General features: G+C 68.1%; 13 protein-coding genes. 5 read left to right on the top strand and 8 right to left on the bottom strand.

Translation table 11 applies throughout. The features are described from left to right. Positions 1-220: 220 nt before the first annotated feature. The 3 genes from ACTJJK_RS07105 to ACTJJK_RS07095 all read right to left on the bottom strand — a co-directional run bounded on the left by ACTJJK_RS07105 (position 221) and on the right by ACTJJK_RS07095 (position 2,704). Complete coding sequence (locus ACTJJK_RS07105; protein ID WP_440729860.1) at positions 221-835, bottom strand: hypothetical protein; 615 nt, start codon at positions 833-835, stop codon at positions 221-223. Beyond that, positions 832-1,977, bottom strand: a complete 1,146-nt coding sequence (locus ACTJJK_RS07100) for an NAD(P)/FAD-dependent oxidoreductase (RefSeq protein ID WP_440729859.1) — start codon at positions 1,975-1,977, stop codon at positions 832-834. The genes ACTJJK_RS07105 and ACTJJK_RS07100 overlap by 4 nt, the downstream gene beginning before the upstream one ends. Positions 1,978-2,116: 139 nt before the next feature. Further along, positions 2,117-2,704, bottom strand: coding sequence for a TetR/AcrR family transcriptional regulator (locus ACTJJK_RS07095; RefSeq protein WP_440729858.1), 588 nt, complete (start codon positions 2,702-2,704; stop codon positions 2,117-2,119). Between the two features lie 149 nt (positions 2,705-2,853). On the opposite strand from ACTJJK_RS07095, the gene ACTJJK_RS07090 reads away from it, so the two are divergent. Further along, on the top strand, positions 2,854-3,321 hold the full coding sequence (locus ACTJJK_RS07090; protein WP_031370761.1) for a nuclear transport factor 2 family protein: 468 nt from the start codon (positions 2,854-2,856) through the stop codon (positions 3,319-3,321). 18 nt (positions 3,322-3,339) lie between these two features. Here ACTJJK_RS07090 and ACTJJK_RS07085 read toward each other — a convergent pair whose 3' ends face one another. The 5 genes from ACTJJK_RS07085 to ACTJJK_RS07065 all read right to left on the bottom strand — a co-directional run bounded on the left by ACTJJK_RS07085 (position 3,340) and on the right by ACTJJK_RS07065 (position 10,323). Continuing rightward, a complete protein-coding gene (locus ACTJJK_RS07085) occupies positions 3,340-4,107 on the bottom strand; it encodes a DeoR family transcriptional regulator (protein WP_440729857.1) in 768 nt (255 codons plus the stop codon). A 350-nt stretch (positions 4,108-4,457) separates the two neighbouring features. Continuing rightward, on the bottom strand, positions 4,458-5,567 hold the full coding sequence (locus ACTJJK_RS07080; RefSeq protein ID WP_440729856.1) for a DUF3472 domain-containing protein: 1,110 nt from the start codon (positions 5,565-5,567) through the stop codon (positions 4,458-4,460). 828 nt (positions 5,568-6,395) lie between these two features. Then, complete coding sequence (locus tag ACTJJK_RS07075; RefSeq protein ID WP_031370764.1) at positions 6,396-8,108, bottom strand: pseudouridine synthase; 1,713 nt, start codon at positions 8,106-8,108, stop codon at positions 6,396-6,398. Further along, positions 8,105-9,085: an SMC-Scp complex subunit ScpB gene (gene scpB, locus ACTJJK_RS07070; RefSeq protein WP_440729855.1), complete on the bottom strand. Its 981-nt coding sequence runs from the start codon at positions 9,083-9,085 to the stop codon at positions 8,105-8,107. The genes ACTJJK_RS07075 and scpB overlap by 4 nt, the downstream gene beginning before the upstream one ends. Before the next feature lie 314 nt (positions 9,086-9,399). Then, on the bottom strand, positions 9,400-10,323 hold the full coding sequence (locus tag ACTJJK_RS07065) for a segregation and condensation protein A (protein WP_031370766.1): 924 nt from the start codon (positions 10,321-10,323) through the stop codon (positions 9,400-9,402). A 567-nt stretch (positions 10,324-10,890) separates the two neighbouring features. Between ACTJJK_RS07065 and ACTJJK_RS07060 the strand changes: the two genes are divergently transcribed. The 4 genes from ACTJJK_RS07060 to ACTJJK_RS07045 all read left to right on the top strand — a co-directional run bounded on the left by ACTJJK_RS07060 (position 10,891) and on the right by ACTJJK_RS07045 (position 13,682). Further along, entirely contained in the window at positions 10,891-11,505 is a 615-nt protein-coding gene (locus ACTJJK_RS07060) for a hypothetical protein (RefSeq protein ID WP_200875794.1), read from the top strand. Positions 11,506-11,567: 62 nt separating this feature from the next. After that, on the top strand, positions 11,568-12,914 hold the full coding sequence (locus tag ACTJJK_RS07055) for an XVIPCD domain-containing protein (protein WP_440729854.1): 1,347 nt from the start codon (positions 11,568-11,570) through the stop codon (positions 12,912-12,914). 181 nt (positions 12,915-13,095) lie between these two features. Then, complete coding sequence (locus ACTJJK_RS07050; RefSeq protein ID WP_031370769.1) at positions 13,096-13,395, top strand: YciI family protein; 300 nt, start codon at positions 13,096-13,098, stop codon at positions 13,393-13,395. Continuing rightward, positions 13,395-13,682: a BolA family protein gene (locus ACTJJK_RS07045; RefSeq protein WP_031370770.1), complete on the top strand. Its 288-nt coding sequence runs from the start codon at positions 13,395-13,397 to the stop codon at positions 13,680-13,682. The genes ACTJJK_RS07050 and ACTJJK_RS07045 overlap by 1 nt, the downstream gene beginning before the upstream one ends. Positions 13,683-13,768: the final 86 nt, after the last annotated feature.

The raw sequence follows: 13,768 nt of genomic DNA, 5'->3' as shown, positions 1-13,768 counted from the left end.
GATAGGACATCCTTGTCCTATCGAGTCATTCCTTTTTAAAGGCTGGGCGCACGTCCTGTGCGCCGCCCTCCGGGTCTCCAGGTGTTCTCTCAAGTTCGGAGCTGCGCCAACCTTTAACAGCAACAGCAACAGCAACAGCAACGGCAGGAGCAGCTCGGGCAGGCCGTCGCTCCTGCCCTGGCGCGAGCACGCCGCTTCGTTGGATAAGGGACGGCAGCGTTCAGCGCAGGCGGTCGTGGACCTGCAGGCCCTGGCTCGGGTCGGCGGCGTCGTAACGCACGGTGACCTCGCGATCGGGTTCGCCGTCGCGCCCAGGACGCAGCAAGGACACGCGCAGCGAGCCATCGGCGGCGACGACACGCTCGCCCGCTTCGATCGACTGCAGACAGGAGGCTATGCGGTAGGCGTCGTGCTTGCGCACCTGCAGGGCGGCATCGAGCGCCAGCCAGACCAGGTCGGTCTCGATGCCGGCGCCGCAATGGCCCTGCGTGCGGTCGCTGCGGCTGGCGGTGTCGACCTCGATCAACAGATAACGCAGTTCGGCCGGGCCGTGGCCGGAGTCGGCCAGCAGCGCGCGCCGCTCGACGGCGCCGTCGACATCGGTGATGCGCGCGAGCTTGAGCGGTTTGCGCCTGGCGCCGTCGACCAGCAGTAAGTCCTGCTGGCGCGAGTCGATCTCGACCTGCAAGGCGGCCGCAGCGGGCGCAGCCGTCGCGTCCCCGTAGGCCAAGGCGGCGGCCAACAGACAGGCGAGCGTAGCGGGCAGGGCAGACAGGGTCATGCGGCCACTGTACGCCGGCTCGCAGGTGTCGAGCGCGCCGTGGCGCATGTTCACAGGCTTTCCGAAGGCCGCGATGCGGCGGCCTCGTCCGGTTCGCGGCTGCCGCGTTTGTGGAAATAGACCTGTTCGGCGGCCCAACGCAGCGGCGCCGAATGCAACAGCAGGTCGAACGGCCAGTCGAACTGGAAATGATCGAAGGCCCAGCGCAGCGCACGCTTGCGGCGGAAGCGCGGGGCGCTGTCGCGGGCGACCGATTCCGGCGCCGGGCCCTGTCCGAGCGCATGCAGGGCGATCGCCTGGCCCAGGGTTTCGCCGTGCGCCCAGGCCGAGTGGATGCCGCCGGCGGTGACCGGCGAGACGATGCCGGCGGCGTCGCCGGTCAGCATCACGCCGTCGCGGGCGAGCGGAAACACCGGGCCGCCGCAGGGGATCAGGCCGGCGCGGGTCGCCGCAGGCTGCACATCGGCGTCAAGGCCGACCACCGAACGCACGCGCTGCAGGAAGCCGTCGATGTCGGGCACGCGCGCGCGTTCGGGGTCGTGGCGCACCGCCAGGCCGGCCTGGACGCCGGTCGGGTTCTGCGCCACCCAGCCGATGTAGCCGGGCGCGTAGCGCTTGCTGACGAAGCAGTGCAGGGCGCCGGACTCGGGCAGGGCGGCACCGGGAAACTCGTACTCGATGCCGTAGAGGAACTCGCGCGTCTGGCCCAGTCCGGTGCGCTCGGCGACGCGCGACTTGGCGCCGTCGGCGCCGACCAGGAAACGGGTGCGGCCCACGCCTTCGATGCGCCAGCCGTCGTCCTCGCGCTCGGCCTGGGTGAAGGAGGTGCCGAGGCGCAACTCGACGCCGTGGCGGACCAGTTCCTGGGTCAGCCAGCGCATCAGCCGCGGTGTGTCGGTGGTCAGGAAGTAATAACCCGGTGCGCTCAAGGCCATGCTGCGCAGGCGCGGCGAATACAGGCGTACGCGTTCGACGCGGTGCAGGCAGCCGGCCGGCGCGCGGCTCAGCCAAGTCTGTTCGGCGGCTTCCTTGACCACGATGCCGGTGGTGCGCAATTTCTCGCCGGGGTCGCGCTTGCGTTCGAGCACCACCACGCGCAGGCCGGCGCGCGCGGCGGCCAGGGCGCAGGCGGCGCCGGCGAAGCTGGCGCCGACGACGACCAGGTCGCAGTCGTAGGCTTGGGGGTCGAGGTTCATTCCGGTTTCTCGTGGGGAGACCGGTGCAGTCTGGGCAGGCTCGACGAAGCCCGTATGGGGTCTGTGTGAAGTGAGTCGAGCCTGCAACGGGGTTCACGCGCGACGCGTGACGTGGGGCCCGTTCTGCTCGGCGTTTCGCTCAGCGATTCGCCGCCGATAAGGCCTCGATGGTCAGCGCGAGTCCATTCAGGGCGTCCTGTGCAGCGGCGGGATCGGCGGCAGCGCGCACGATCGCACCGTCGAAGGCCTGGGCGATCGCAGCGGTGCGCGCATCGCGTTCGGCCGACGCCGGCAGCAGCGCGGCGATGCGTTCGGCGAGCTCGCGCTTGTGCTGGCGCGAGCATTCGACCGCTTCGGGCAGCGCCGGGCCGATCTCGGCCACGGCATTGATGAAGGCGCAGCCGCGGAAATGCGGATGGGAAAACCATTCCGCCAGGGCCGGCACCAGCGCCTCGGCGCCGTGTCCGGGCGCTGCGCCGTGGCGCTGCAAGGCCGCATCGAACCAAGTCATCCAGCGCTCGTGGCGGTAGTGCAGGAACGCCAGGATCAGGGCGTTCTTACTCGGGAAATGCCGGTACAGCGTGACCTTGGTGACGCCGGACTCGGCGATCACCCGGTCGATGCCGGTGGCGCGGATGCCTTCGAGATAGAACAGATCGTGGGCGGTCTGCAGGATCCGCTCGCGGGCGGGCACTGGCTGGGCAGGCGAAGCGGCTTTGCGGTTCATGGCGCGATGGTAGACCGATTCGTCTACCGGCGCCAATCGTGTAGACAGCTCTGTCTACATGAGGTAATTTTACCATGTAGACCGATCTGTCTACATCAATTCTTATCCAAGTAGACTGGTTCGTCTACGTGCGCTCTGGAGCCGCCCTCATGCATACCCGTCCGCCCTTGCCGCCGTTCACCCGCGACAGCGCCATCGAAAAGATCCGCCTGGCCGAAGACGCCTGGAATTCGCGCGACCCGGCCCGCATCGGCCAGGCTTATTCGGTCGATACCCGTTGGCGCAACCGCGCCGAATTCGTCGACGGCCGCGAAGCCGCGGTGGCCTTGCTCGAACGTAAGTGGACCCGCGAGCTCGACTACCGCCTGATTAAGGAACTGTGGGCCTTCGACGGCGCTCGCATCGCAGTGCGCTTCGCTTACGAATGGCGCGACGATTCCGGGCAATGGTTCCGCAGCTACGGCAACGAGAACTGGGAGTTCGGCGACGACGGCCTGATGGCGGTGCGTCTGGCGAGCATCAACGACCGGCCGATCGCGGCGAGCGAACGCAAGTTTCATTGGCCGCAGGGCCGGCGTCCCGACGATCACCCGGGGCTCAGCGAGCTGGGGCTGTAAGACTGATCGTCGTCGGCCTCAGTCGACGACGATCAGCTCGATGCCGAGACGCAGCAGCCCCTGGCTGTATTCCGGGCTGATGCTGGAGTCGGTGATGATGGTATGCACGCATTCCAACTGGGCGATGCGATGCAGGCCGACGCGGCCGAACTTGGACGCGTCGGTCAGCACGATCACCTTGCGCGCGCGTTCGACCATGCGATGGTTGAGGCTGGCTTCACCTTCGTGATGCGTGCTCAGACCGAACTGCAGGTCGAGGCCGTCGACGCCGAGGAACAGCGCATCGAAGCTGTAGCTGGTGAGGCTGGCCTCGGCCTGCGCGCCCTGGAACGACAGCGACTGCTTGCGCAACAGGCCGCCGGTCAGCATCACCTCGACACCCGTCGCGTTGGCCAGTTCCCAGGCGATATTGAGGCCGTTGGTCATCACCGTGACGCCCTCGGCGTGGCGCAGATGGCGCGCGAGGGTCATGGTGGTGGTGCCGGAATCGATGATGACGTTGTCGCCGGCCCGGATCAGCTGCGCCGCGCGGGCGCCTATCGATTCCTTCAAGCTGCTGTTGAGGCTGTCCTTCTGATGGATGTCTTGTTCCAGCGGCGGCGTGCGCACCAGGGTGGCGCCGCCGTGGTTGCGCTTGGCCAGGCCCTGCGACTCGATCTGGGCCAGATCGGCGCGGATCGTCACCGTGGACACGTCCATCGATTCGGCCAGATGCGCGACGTGCACGCTGCCGTGCTTGACCAGCATCTGCAGGATCCGTTCGCGGCGTTGGCGGGTGTTTCGCATCGGTCTTTCTCGGTGCAGAACGGGGCGGAAGCGGATGGCGTCAGCGTTGCGGCGTGTCGTCCTGCGTCGGGGTGTGGGCGCGGCGGCGATCGCTGCGGGGCGTAGCCGAGATGGTGCCACCTTTCGGCATGGGCTGCGGGCGGGCCCGCGTAGGCCGGCTTCGCGGAACCCCGGGCGCATGGCGCATGCACGAGACCTTCGCAGGTCGATGTCTCCGGCGCGCTTGCGGGTTCGAAAACGAAAACGCCGCCATCGCAGGCGATGACGGCGTGGTGTGCGGGCTTCGATGAAGCCGTCGCATCCGGGCGGCAGCACTCAGGAAACGAGCCCTGGTTCGGGGGGGCAGGGGCTCAGGGGTTCAAGCGCCACTTCTGATAGCCGTTGCCGAGGCAGGTATAGACGCGCAGATAAGCGCCCTGGGCGGCGTTGTTGAGCGGGTCCAGGCAGGTGCCGCTGTCTACGTTGTACAGCCCATCCGAGCCCGGCATCGGCATCCAGCGTTGCGCCGAGCCGTTGCCGCATGCCGCGAGCCGGACGCTGCCGTCGCTTTCCGCCTGCAGGCACTGGCTGCGGCTGCGCATCATCATGCGGAAGCTGTCGTCGCGTTCGATCAGTTGGTTGTTGTTGCTCGCGCAGCTCCACAATCCGGCCTGAGTGCCGCCGGCCAGGGTATCCAGGCAATAGCCGCTGTAGGTGTTGAGCAGCACCTTCGGCGAACCGAGCGTGCCGAACTTGTTGTCGGCGGCGATGCAGTCCTGCTCCGCGGTACAGGAGGCGCGGGCGATCGATTCGCAGTTGCCGTAGGTCTTGCTGGTGCTGGTCGATGGCGCGACCGCGCCGTTCTCGGCGCTGGGGCGGAAGAACACCGCACTCGTCGCCGGCGCGGCCGCGCAGCTTTCCAGTTGATCGGCGCCCTGGGCGAAGTTCTCCAGGAACTCGACGGTCTTCTCGTTGAGGCCGCCCCAGGTCTGCGGCACTTGGATGCTGGCGACCTTGCGGCGCGCACCGGTCGCGACATCGGTGATGTAGGCGCTCCAACTGCCGGGAGCTTCGCTGACGATGCGGATCTTGTACTTCTTGCCCTGCACCCAGGGATAAGCGACCCAGCACTGCACGCCGCTGCCTTCGTGGGAGAAATGGCTGCACAGGGTGCCGCTTTCGGCGACCCAGCCGGTGGCCTGCCAGATCGAGAAATTCAGTGCCTTGTCGGCATTGCTGCGTTGTTGCAGGCCGACGTAGCCGCCGTCGCCGTTCTTGAGCGCGAACTGATGCGCCCAATAGGTGCGCCCGTTGTAGCCGGGCTCCTGGGTGATGGCGATGCTGAAGTCCATATCCAGGTAACCGCCGGGCTGGCTCGGCCAAGTGCGGTCTATCGCGACCATGCCGCCGGCGACGACCGCTGCGGCGGTGCCGTGCAAGGTCAGACAAAGCAGTAGCAGGACGATCTTCGCGTAGCGCATACGGACTCCTATCGACGACGGGTTGCGGACTGCCCATGGCGAGATCTCGGCTTCGTCATGGACGTATCGGGTCCAGGCCGCGATGCTTGCGGCGTGCCTGGCCTATTGCTCGGATTCGATGGACCGGCAGGAACGATTCGGGTTCGGTCTTCGGCTTGGCCGGCGAGGGCGATCGCCGCTTCGATCGCCCTCGCCGAAGGCGTCGATTCGCGTCCTGGCGAATGCGTGTCCTGTGTTGCGGATGTCGCGACTCGGCGATTGAGCATGAGCCGCAGGGGGGCGTCAATAACCGCGTCGGAAACGAAAGTTCCTTGTTTTTAAGGGTTTCGTTGCAGGTTTTTCGGCGAGCAGATCGAAACGAAACGTCGCATCGCGAACAGGTTTCGTAATCGGCTTTCGACACTGCCGATAGCGTGATGGAAGTGGCGGTACGGATGCGATTGCGCGTGTTTTCAGCGTCAATGGCCGGCAAGCGCGTCGGTTTAATGTGCTATCTGAATCGGCGCGAGTTCCTTCGGAACTGCGTCGTGAAAACAACGCGGACGGTGGATTTGCTGCGAACGCATATTCGATAGCGCGGACAGACGCCTGGATCGGAGGTGTTGTCGGGATCGTAGAAGTAGGGCGGAGTGATCGCGGGCGAAGCGGTTTCGATGCAAGCGGTCGTCGCGTGGCCGCGGCTCACGACCGCAGGAAATCCCCGTGGGACGCCGCTCCTGCTCTCGAAGCGATTCGGCGGGTGCGGACGAACAGCCGGGCGCGCACAAAAACAAAGGGCGCCGAAGCGCCCTTTGTCGTGTCTTGCATCAGCGTTGCTGACGTCTGGGTTCAGACGCCGCCGCGCGGACCGCGGCCGCCGCCGGGGCGGCCACCGCCACGCGGGCCACCGGGACGCGGACCGCTCGGGCGGGCTGCGCCACCGGGACGCGGTGCGCCGCCGGGACGGGGCGCGCCACCCGGACGGGCATTGCCGCCGGGACGCGGGCCGGCGCCGGGGCGGGCGCCCGGACCGGGCTTGCCGCCGGCCGGACGCGCATTGCTGCGCGGACGTTCGCCGCCGTAAGGATTGAAGCTGCCGGGGTTGGCGTGGTCGGACGGGAAGCTCGGCGCATTGCCGGGGTGACCGTAGGGACGCGGAGCGCGCTGGCCCTGACCTTGGCCTTGACCCTGGCCGCCGCCGCTGCGGCGCTCGCCGCCGTAGGGCGTGTTGCCGTTGCGCTCGCCGCCGAAGCCGCCGCCACCGGGGCCGCCGCCGTGCGGACGACCGCGACCGGCGCCTGCACCGGCACCCGCGCCGGGACCGCGTGCGCCGCCCGGCTTGCCGGCGTAGGGCTTACGGCCCTGGCCGTCGGGATTGCGGTGGCCGCTCGGGCCGGTCTCGACGCCATCGGGCACGTACCAGGTACGGAACGCGGCCGGATTGCCGTCGGGCAGGGGCTTGGGACCCTTTTCCTTGCGCTGCTTGAACGGCTTGTGCGACTGGTTGGCCGCGGCTTCGCCGCTGACCGTCAGGCCACCGTGCTTGCGCGGACCGCCGCGGCCGCGACCGCCGCGGTCTTCGCGGACATGGTCGAAGCGGCGCAGCTCGCGGCCTTCGTCGGCGGTGTTGTGGCCGCCGACGTAGCCGTGCGAACGCTCGCCGGACAGGTGCACGGTCGACTTGGCGGCCTTGCGCTGGCCGATCACCGGCTGCAGGGTCAGCGCCGAAGGCGTGCCGTCTTCCAGGCCGAGGTCGCCGCGCAGGGCGTCGACCTTGTCGCCGACCAACTCCTGCGAGTGGCCGCGCAGCAGTTCGCGCGGCAACGACACGGTGCCGTAGCGGATGCGCTTGAGGCGGCTGACCTGGCAGCCCTGCGATTCCCACAAACGGCGCACTTCGCGGTTGCGGCCTTCCTTGACCACGACGCGGAACCAGTCGTGCGAATCGCTGCCGCCGATGCGTTCGATCTCGTCGAACTTGGCCGGGCCGTCCTCGAGAGCGACGCCGCGGGCGAGGCGGTCGACGAGATTATCGGGAACCTGCTCCTGGCCTTCCGGTGCGCGCACGCGGCAGACGTACTCGCGCTCGACCTCGAAGGAGGGATGCATGAGCGCGTTGGCGAGTTCGCCGTCGGTGGTCAGCAGCAGCAGACCGGTGGTGTTGATGTCGAGGCGGCCGATCGCGATCCAGCGCGCGCCCTTCAGAGCGGGCAGGGAATCGAAAATGGTCGGACGGCCCTCGGGGTCTTCGCGCGTGGTCACTTCGCCTTCGGGCTTGTTGTACATCAGCACGCGCGAGGGCTCGGTCAGGGCGCTGGCGATGAAGCTGCGGCCGTCGAGTTCGATCTTGTCGCCGCCCTTGATGCTCATGCCGACCTGTGCGGTCTCGCCGTTGACCTTGACCAGGCCGTCGGCGATGCGCTGCTCGAGCGCGCGGCGCGAGCCCAGGCCCGCTTGCGCGAGGACCTTGTGCAGGCGTTCTTCCAGACGCGGCGCCTCGGCGGTGGCGCCGGCATCGCTGCCGCGCTTCAGTGAGAGCTTGCGGCGGTTTTCTTCAGTCATTTCTGTTGCTCCGGCCGGTCGTCTTCGGACTCGGCCTCAAATTCCGGAACGGTCGTCGTCTCGACGGCGTGTTGGTCTTGCTCGTGATCGTTCGCGTCCGCCGCGCGCTCGCCCGGCGCGGCTTCGGGGTCGTCCGAAAGGACGGTTGTATCGGTGTGGGTATCGGTGTCGCTATCGGTATCGCTGTCGGCGTCGGCGCTGGTGTCGGCGCCGGCGTCGTCGGATTGGGTGTGGGCTTCGTCGCCGTCGACGCTGTCGTCGGCGCCGTCGTTCGAGTCGCCCGATTCGGTGGACCCGGCGACCGAGTCGCCGTCGTCCTCGCCGGCTTCGGCATCGTTGCTGGCTTGATCGAGGCTGGTTTGATCGAGGCCGGTCTCGTCGTCGTGGCCGGTGGCGATGCCGCCGGCGGCGATCGCTTCGCCGTCGAGCGGCAACTGCGGTTCGAGCTCGCCGATGTCCTTGAGTTCCGACAGCGGCGGCAGTTCGTCCAGGCGCTTGAGGCCGAAGTAATCGAGGAAGGTCTTGGTGGTGCCGAACAGAGCCGGCTTGCCGGGGACGTCGCGGTGGCCGACGACGCGGATCCACTCGCGCTCTTCCAGGGCCTTGATGATGTTGCTGCTGACCGCGACGCCGCGGACCTGTTCGATCTCGCCGCGGGTGATCGGCTGGCGGTAGGCGATCAGCGCCAGGGTCTCGAGGGTGGCGCGGGTGTAGCGGGTCTGGCGTTCGGTCCACAGGCGCGCGACCCAGGCATGGACGTCGGCCTGGACCTGGAAGCGGAAGCCCGAGGCCAGCTCGACCAGTTCCACGCCGCGCTCGGCGCAGCCCTCGCGCAGGGTCTCCAGCGCGGTCTCGACGCTGTCGGCCGGAGCCGGCTGGTCCTCGGGGAACAGGGCATGCAGCTGCGCCAGCGTGAGCGGCTGGTTGGCCGCGAGCAAGGCGGCTTCGACGATGCGGGTGACGAGGAGTTGGTCCATGGAATGCGTCTGAATCGTTGCGTTGGCGATCGGCCCTGGAGCCTGTGGGAATCGGTGCCTGGGTCGGTGGTCGGCCGGTTGGCGGCCGATCTAGCTATAGCGGAAGCGGGCGAGGCGGGAGCTGCGTGTCCGGGCCATCACGGCCGCGTTCGCGGAATCCGGAGGCTGAAGTGCAGGAACGTTCGGGCGAGGCGGACCCGGCCCCTGCCGGGATCGAGTCCGTTCCGATCGAATCCGTCCCGATCAAGTCCGTCCCGATCGAATCCGCCCCGGCGAGGCGGAACGACGGCGGCAGCCGAGTCACGACAGCCAAGTCACGAAGCCCGGTCATCGTTGGCGGCGTCGTCGAACTCGCTGCTGAGTTCGATCTCGTCGGGATCCTTCATGAGCGCCAACGATTTGACGTAGATCGGCGCCGGCGGGCGGCCCTCTTCGGGCTGCTCCTGGACGATCTCGATCAACTGTTCCTTGGCCAGGGTCAGCAGGCCCAGGAACGTTACCACTATGCCGAGCCGGCCTTCTTCGACCGTGAACAGCGATTCGAAACGATGGAACACGCCATCGGACATGCGGGTCAGCAGTTCGCCCATGCGCTGGCGGACGCTCAAGGCATCGCGCTTGATCGCGTGCTGGGTGTACAGCTCGGCACGCTTGAACACGTCGTGCAGGGCCAGCAGCATCTCGCGCAGATCGACCGGCGGCGGCAGTTTGACCGAAGCCCGGTCCGGCACGTAGGCCTGCGCCGGGCTGGTATCGCGGTCCTGGCGGGGCAGGGTGTCGATGTCCTCGGCCGCCTTCTTGAAGCGCTCGTACTCCTGCAGGCGGCGGACCAACTCTGCGCGCGGGTCTTCTTCGATCCCTTCCTCGTTGGCCGAGCGCGGCAGCAGCATGCGCGACTTGATCTCGGCCAGGATCGCGGCCATCACCAGGTATTCGGCGGCCAGCTCGAAACGCATCTCGTGCATGGCCTGGATATAAGTCACGTATTGCCGGGTGATCTCGGCGACCGGGATGTCGAGAATCTCCAGGTTCTGACGGCGGATCAGGTACAGCAGCAGGTCGAGCGGGCCTTCGAACGCGTCCAGGATGACTTCGAGCGCGTCCGGCGGGATGTAGAGATCCTGCGGAATCTGCAGCACCGGCTGGCCGTGGACCATCGCCAGCGGCATTTCCTGCTGCTGAGGCGTCGTCGGGGCTGGGCTGGATTCGGTCGCGACGGGCGCGGGTTCGTTGCTCATTCGAAACCGGCCCCTCCGGGCCGTCGGCACTGCAGTTACGACGATGCTTGCGGCGCATGACCGCATCGAGAGCCGCGCCAGGTCGTGCAAGGACCGGGATCGAGCTTCCCTGCGGGTGCTACGGACCACTCTATAAAGGCGTGTGCTTTAGGCCCGAACGGCCCCGGCCTGCGCGTCACGACAAGGCGTGGCGGCTGAGACGAAGGGGGTTGCGGGCGTGAGCCGGTGGTCTGCAGCTGTGCACTGGCGTACTGGCGCACCGATGATGTGCGGGGAAGTACGGGTGCTGACGTGGCGACGGCTTGGGTCCTGTCGCGACGGGCCGCTGCATCCGGCCTCGGGCAATTGACAGTTAGGGTAAGGGCTGGGGCGGGCAGTGTCCAGCGCCGGCATGAACGCCGGCCGGGTCGGGGAGCGGTACCGGCCGGCCGGCTCCGGGCCGCCCGGGGTCGCGGGCGCGACGGCGCTCGGGTTTGCCGATCGCCGCGGCGGCCTGTGCGGGGCCTGTCGCCGGGCCGTACAGCTATTTAGACTGGGCAGGCACAACTAATGGACTGGGGAATCGCAATGAACCAAGCAAGGACCGTCGCCGCCGCTCTGGTGTTGGCGTTGGCGGGCTGCAACGCGCCCGCGCCGGAGGCCGGCAAGGCCAATACGGCCGATCCGGCCGCGACCGCGACTCCGGCTTCTGCCGAGCCCGCAGCCGCCGAGCCTGCAACTGCCCAGCCGGCGCCGGCCGAGGCGACGCCTTCGGCCCCCGCCAGCGCGGCGGTGCAGTTGCCGGCCGAGGCCTGCGTGAAGAGCGAAGACGGCTTCGCCTCGTTCTTCGAGCAATTCGTCTACCAGGCGAACGTACGCTCCGCCTATTCCGCGCCGAAGATCGAGATCCGCGACCTCAAGGACCCGGGCAAGCTGCTGGAGTCGCAGACGCCGCAGCAGGCCGGGCCTTTCAAGATCGCCCTGGTCGACAATCAATGGTCGTACGACGAGCCCGGCAAGCAGGCCGGCCAACTCGACCGGGTCAAGATCGAGCGGACCCTGAGCGGCGACCGCATGCGGGTCGACTTCGTCAAGGCCGAGTTCTCGCCCGATGAGGACGTGGTCAAGACCCTCGGCAAGCCGGAAGCGTATGTGTTCGAGTTCAAGCAAGGGTGCTGGCAGCTGACTCAACAGCTGCGTTGAACCCCGGCCTCTCCCGCGAGCGGGGCGGCCGTCCGGATAAACCATCGACAAGGAGAAGTACGATGCCCAAGTATTCGATCGTCGAATCGGTCGGTCGTGGCGTACAGCACGTCCACGATTACGAAGACCTCGAGCGCCACCATCCCACCCGCGGCAACGAGCGCGGCCGCGTCTACGGCACCGTCAACGGCGAGCGCGAAGAACTGCTCGGCAACTACGCCGGCACGCCGACCGTCTCGCGCGACGGCGACCACTACGTTTCCAAGGACTTCGTGCTGCAGGCCGGCGGCTCCAGCGCCGTGGCCGTGCCCGCGGTCGCCAACGGCTACATCGGCCGGGTCGACCCGCGCGACGGCATCGTCCAGATCTACGACCGCCCGGCCAACGATCCCAACCGCGAGATGATCGCGCAGTACCGGCACATGGACCTGCGCAACACCGAGTTGAAGGTCGGCGACCGCGTCGAGTACGGCCAGCCGCTCGGCATCCAGGGCGGTTTCAACAAAGGCGATCCGAACGCCTTCGGCAAGCACGTCCACGTCGACATCAACACCGGCTACCTGCCGCAGATGGAGCGTTACGTGCGCGACATCGACAGCGGCGCGATCAGCACCGATCGCCGCCCGCCGCATTCGGACAACCTGACCGGCCCGGCGCAAGTGAGCAACGTCTCCGGCAACGGTCGCGCCGTGCACACGCCCGGCGGCCCCGGTTCGACCGCCCAGGCCGCCGCGATGGCCGACGGCGTGCTGCGCAAGGAAGAGCGCGGTCCCGAGGTCAAGGCGATGCAGGAGCAGTTGGCCAAGCTCGGCTATAAGGACGCGCAGGGCCATGCGATCGTGCCGGACGGCAAGTTCGGCCAGCACACCAAGGAAGCGGTCGAGGCGTTCCAGCGCGATCACCACCTCAAGGTCGACGGCATCGCCGGTCCGCGCACGCTGGAGGCCTTGAAGAAGGCCGAGCCGGCGCAGGCCCACGACGGGCACAGCCATGCGCGTACCGCCGACCCGGCGCGTGCGCCCTTGCTGTCGGATGCGGCGCACCCGAACAACGCGATGTTCCGGCAGGCGGTCGACGGCCTGGAGAAACTCGGCCCGCAGGCCGGTTTCAAGAATCGCCAGGAAGTCGAGAACGCCGCGGCCACGCTGACTTACGAGGCCCGCGTCAGCGGCCTGACCAAGATCGACCACGTCGCGCTCAACGCCAACGGCAATGGCTTGTTCGCGGTGCAGGGCGGTCTCAACGACCCGACCCACCACCGCGCCTACGCCGACAAGGCGATCGCAGCGAACCAGCCGGTCGAGCAATCGAGCCAGCGCCTGCAGCAGGATGTGCCGCAGGCGGCGCAGCAGGGCCCGCAGACGACGCAGCAGCAACAGCAGCAACCGGCGCGGCCGATAGTGGCGTGACCGCCAATGGCCCGCGTCTGCCGACGCGGGCCGCTTCGTCGGCGCAAGGCCGGCACGCCGATGCGTTTGCGCGCGCGCCGCATGCGAATACAGCCGACCGGGTGCGCGCAAGCCGGCCCGGAGCCTGCGAGAATGCAGCCTCGCGCGGCGTGCGCGTCCCTCACGAGGTCGAAGTCCAGGCATGTGGTATCTGATCGAAGGTTATGACGTCGCCGATTCCTTGCCTGCGCGCGGCGCGGCGCGTCCCGCGCATCTGGCGCGCCTGACCGCATTGCGCGACCAGGGCCGCTTGTTGCTGGCCGGGCCATGCCCGGCGATCGATGCCGAAGACCCGGGTCCGGCCGGTTTCAGCGGCAGCCTGATCGTCGCCGAGTTCGAATCGCTCGAGGCCGCGCGCGCCTGGGCCGATGCCGATCCCTATGTCGATGCCGGCGTGTACGCGCGGGTCGAGGTGCGTCCGTTCCGCAAGGTGCTGCCGTAATGGCGCTGCCGCGCGAACAGCGCGTCGAGGCGATCCGCCATGCGATCGAGACTGCGCTGGCGCCGGCCTCGTTGGAGGTCGAAGACGAAAGCCATCGTCACGTCGGCCATGCCGGCGCCCAGGACGGGCGAGGGCATTTCCGCGTCGCCGTGGTCAGCGCTGCCTTCGTCGGCTTGAACCCGATCGCGCGTCATCGCGCGGTGTATGCCGCGGTCGGCGATCTGATGAACACCGACATCCATGCGCTCTCGATCAGTGCGCGCACGCCGGACGAAGGCGCCGGCTGAACACGGCGGTCGAAGCGGGGCGCTGAATCGCACAGCGCATGTCGCGCTGCAGCATGCGCGCCTGTGCAGGAAGCCGTTAAACGCTT

Source organism: Lysobacter sp. 22409, from assembly GCF_052045105.1.
Lineage (GTDB): Bacteria > Pseudomonadota > Gammaproteobacteria > Xanthomonadales > Xanthomonadaceae > Lysobacter > Lysobacter antibioticus_B.
The sequence above is the reverse complement of the archived record's forward strand: the minus strand, read 5'-3'. Positions and strand labels throughout refer to the sequence as shown.